This is a genomic window from Pseudomonas juntendi (assembly GCF_009932375.1).
Classification (GTDB): domain Bacteria; phylum Pseudomonadota; class Gammaproteobacteria; order Pseudomonadales; family Pseudomonadaceae; genus Aquipseudomonas; species Aquipseudomonas juntendi.
In genome coordinates this window covers 1-3,250 of sequence record NZ_BLJG01000157.1, presented here as the reverse complement: position 1 = coordinate 3,250, position 3,250 = coordinate 1, and the positions used below count along the sequence as shown (strand labels likewise).

The window sequence follows — 3,250 nt, the reverse complement described above, 5'->3', positions numbered from 1 at the left end:
GCGGCGCTCGGTCTGATAGACGCTGCAAAAACCAAGGCGTACACGTTAGAATGCCCAACTGCCTCCACCCCTCGGACCCTGCCCCTTGCTCACCGAACCTCGCCGCCGCGCCTTCCTTTCCGCCATGCAAGTGGTGCACTGGCTGCCGCGCGCCGAACTGCCGTTCGCTGCGCCGTCGCGCCCCGAGTTGCTGCTACCGGTGGCCCCGGTCGAGGACCTCGACTTCGATGTGCTGCCGCCAGCCCCTGGCAACGAAAAGCCAATCGCACCCCAGGCGCGCTCCGCCGAGCGGCCCAAAATCGAGATCCCGCGGCCCGGCAGCGGGCCCAAGCCGGCGGTCAAGGCGGTCGAGGCCGAGGCGCAACCCGCACCAGCAAGGCCGGCGCCGGTGCCACCGCCACGTTTCGCGCTGCAGTTGCTGCGCGCCGGCAGTTGCCTGCTGCTGGTCGAACTGGCCACCGGCCAGCCGTTCCAGAGCCGCGACCCTTCCTACCTGCTGCTCAAGGACATGCTGCGCGCCGCCGGGCTACCCGATGCACCGCAGATCATCGGCGAGCCGGTGCGCTGGCCGTTGCTGGTACGCGGCAACATGGACCAGGGCCCGGAGGCGGCACGTGATTTTGTCCAGGGCTTTGTCCAGGCGCGCCTGGAAGACGCGCCGTGCACCTGCCTCTGGCTGGTGGGCCTGCCAGCGGTGCGCTTTGCCGCCAACGCCGACGCCCAGGCCTATTACCAAACCCTGAAGCTCGACGGCCTGGGCGATGCCTGGGTCTTGCCGGGCCTTGAACTGTTGATGGACGAGCCGCAGCGCAAGGCGGACGTCTGGAAAGCCATGCGCCAGCTGATGGCGCGCTGGAAGAGCGTTGAATGAGTGACTCGATCAGTTTTCGCCCGATGACCGAGGCGGATCTGGATGCCGTACTTAAGATCGAATATGCCGCGTTCAGCCACCCCTGGACCCGCGGGATTTTCCAGGATGCGCTCAAATCCTACGAAGTCTGGCTGATGTTCGATGGCGAGCAGCAAGTGGGCCACGGGGTGATCAACGTGATCATCGACGAAGCGCACCTGCTCAACATTACCGTCAAACCCGAGAACCAAGGCTGCGGCCTGGGCCTGCGCCTGCTGGAGCACCTGATGGCCCGTGCCTACCAGCTCAATGGCCGCGAATGCTTCCTGGAAGTGCGCGCCAGCAACCAGTCGGCCTACCGCTTGTACGAGCGCTATGGCTTCAACGAAATCGGCCGTCGCCGTGACTATTACCCAGTGGCGGGTGGCCGTGAAGATGCCCTGGTGATGGCTTGTACCCTGCTTGAAGACTGACCCTGCGTGCTGCCTGGTTAACATCGCCTAGCGCGGCTGCCCCGGCACCGGTGGTGCTGGGGCGTCAGGCTGCAACAAGCCCAAATGAGCCAGACATGCGTGGCACTCTTCCATGACCCAGCCTGTGAAGCGCTGGCGCTTGCCACCATCGTTCAGCGGCTGGGGGCTGAGCAGGTGGTAGGCCGAGCCATCGCGGATAAACCCGAACGGCGCCTGCAACTGCCCGCTGTCGAGTTCGTCGCGCACCATCAAGGCAGAGGCCATGGCCACGCCCAAACCGGCGCTGGCAGCCTGGATCGACAGATAGAAATGCTCGTAGTCGCTGCGTTCGCAGTGCCGCGCCCGTTGGCCGCTGAGGCGCAGCCAAGTGGGCCAGGCAGCGGGGCGAGTGGTGCTGTGCAGCAGGCGTTGGCCGTCGAGCCGGAACCCGGCGCTGGGGCGGCACACCGGGCCGACCCACTCATCGCAGACCTTCTGGTTGAACAACTGGTTACCCCAATGGAAGTCGTCACGGCGGATGGCCAGGTCGACGCCGCCGCGGGCGAAGTCCAGCGGACCGCCAGCGGCTACCAGGTGCAACTGCAGGTCGGGGTGGGCTGCATGGAAACGCGGCAGCCGCGGGATCAGCCAGCGCATGGCGATGGTCGGTTCGCAGGACAGCACCAGCACATTGTCGCGGGCCTGGTGTTGCAAGCGCTGCACGGCGCCTTCCAGTTGTTCGAAGATCGCCTGGGTGGTGCCGTGCAGCGCGCGGCCGGCGGCGGTGAGAAAAATGGCCCGGTTGCGGCGCTCGAACAGTTCTACGCCAAGGCTTTCTTCGAGCAAGCGCACTTGCCGGCTGACGGCGCCGTGGGTGACGTGCAGGTGTTCGGCGGCGCGCACGAAGCTTTCGCTTTGGGCGGCGATGTCGAAGTAGCGGAAGGCGTTGAGTGGGGGCAGTTTCATGGCAGCTCTCCAAGCCGGCACTGCAGCGTTGGCCAGCCTGCACAATCACACGCTGGCTGGAGCAGGCGCTAGCTATCTGTGACTGAAACTATCAGATTTGCACCACGATAAATCGATTTTTCCTGCGCCGTAAGCTCCCGATAATCCTCGGTCTGTGCATTTTCATCGCCTATCGAGAGCTATCCCCATGACCGAACTCGTCGCCGTCGCCGTATTCACCCTGCTTGCCGTCATCAGCCCCGGTGCCGACTTCGCCATGGTGACCCGCAGCAGTTATGCACAAGGCCGCAAGGCCGGGCTGGCTGCCGCAGTGGGGATCGCCTTGGGGGTCCAGGTGCACGTGCTATACACGGTACTAGGCATTGCCGTGATCATCAGCCAGAGCCCGATGCTGTTCCTGGCCATGAAGGTGGTGGGCGCCGGGTATCTGATCTACCTGGGGTACAAGTCGGTCACCAATACCCGGCGCATCAGCCTTGAGGGTGGGGCGCCTAACAGTGCCTCGGTGCTGCAAGCCCTGCGCACGGGGTTTTTGACCAACGCACTGAACCCCAAGACCATGTTGTTCGTGGTCAGTGCCTACACCCAGGTCGTGCAACCGGGCAGCTCGTTGCAGCTGGCATTTGCCTATGGTGCGTTCATGTCGTTCGCGCACTGGCTGTGGTTCAGCCTGGTCGCGGTGTTTTTTTCCAGCACTGCCTTGCGCAAGGCCATGATCGACCGCCAAGTGCTGGTGGACCGGGTGATCGGCCTGGCGCTGATCGGGCTCGGGTTGACCGTGGCAGTGAGCGGCATCCGCTGACGCCCAAGGGGCAAGAGGGGGTGGCAGCCCCGGGGGCCGCTTTCGATGCGGCAGTTCTCGCAGGCAAAGAAAAAGGGCTTACCTTGCGGTAAGCCCTTCGTCTTGTTTGGTGGCTACACAGGGACTTGAACCCCGGACCCCAGCATTATGAATGCTATGCTCTAACCAACTGAGCTATGT

At 64.2% G+C, this 3,250-nt stretch carries 4 protein-coding genes; 3 read left to right on the top strand and 1 reads right to left on the bottom strand.

Translation table 11 applies throughout. The annotated features are described in order from the left end of the window. Positions 1-85 precede the first annotated feature (85 nt). Positions 86-871 carry an energy transducer TonB gene (locus GYA94_RS19345; protein WP_110679459.1) on the top strand — a complete coding sequence of 262 codons (786 nt, stop codon included), beginning with the start codon at positions 86-88 and terminating at the stop codon, positions 869-871. Further along, a complete protein-coding gene (gene rimI, locus GYA94_RS19340) occupies positions 868-1,323 on the top strand; it encodes a ribosomal protein S18-alanine N-acetyltransferase (protein ID WP_029887538.1) in 456 nt (151 codons plus the stop codon). The genes GYA94_RS19345 and rimI overlap by 4 nt, the downstream gene beginning before the upstream one ends. A 27-nt stretch (positions 1,324-1,350) precedes the next feature. Here rimI and GYA94_RS19335 read toward each other — a convergent pair whose 3' ends face one another. Beyond that, positions 1,351-2,268, bottom strand: a complete 918-nt coding sequence (locus GYA94_RS19335; protein ID WP_110679460.1) for a LysR substrate-binding domain-containing protein — start codon at positions 2,266-2,268, stop codon at positions 1,351-1,353. Positions 2,269-2,455: 187 nt separating this feature from the next. Here GYA94_RS19335 and GYA94_RS19330 point away from each other — a divergent pair, with 187 nt between their 5' ends. Then, positions 2,456-3,070 (top strand): LysE family translocator, encoded by a 615-nt coding sequence (locus tag GYA94_RS19330; RefSeq protein WP_110679461.1) that lies wholly within the window; start codon positions 2,456-2,458, stop codon positions 3,068-3,070. Positions 3,071-3,250 lie beyond the last annotated feature (180 nt).

Excerpts from the sequence above, each read along its gene's own strand:
- rimI (WP_029887538.1), top strand. The coding sequence starts at position 868 with ATGAGTGACTCGATCAGTTTTCGCCCGATGACCGAGGCGGATCTGGAT.
- GYA94_RS19335 (WP_110679460.1), bottom strand. The coding sequence starts at position 2,268 with ATGAAACTGCCCCCACTCAACGCCTTCCGCTACTTCGACATCGCCGCC.
- GYA94_RS19330 (WP_110679461.1), top strand. The coding sequence starts at position 2,456 with ATGACCGAACTCGTCGCCGTCGCCGTATTCACCCTGCTTGCCGTCATC.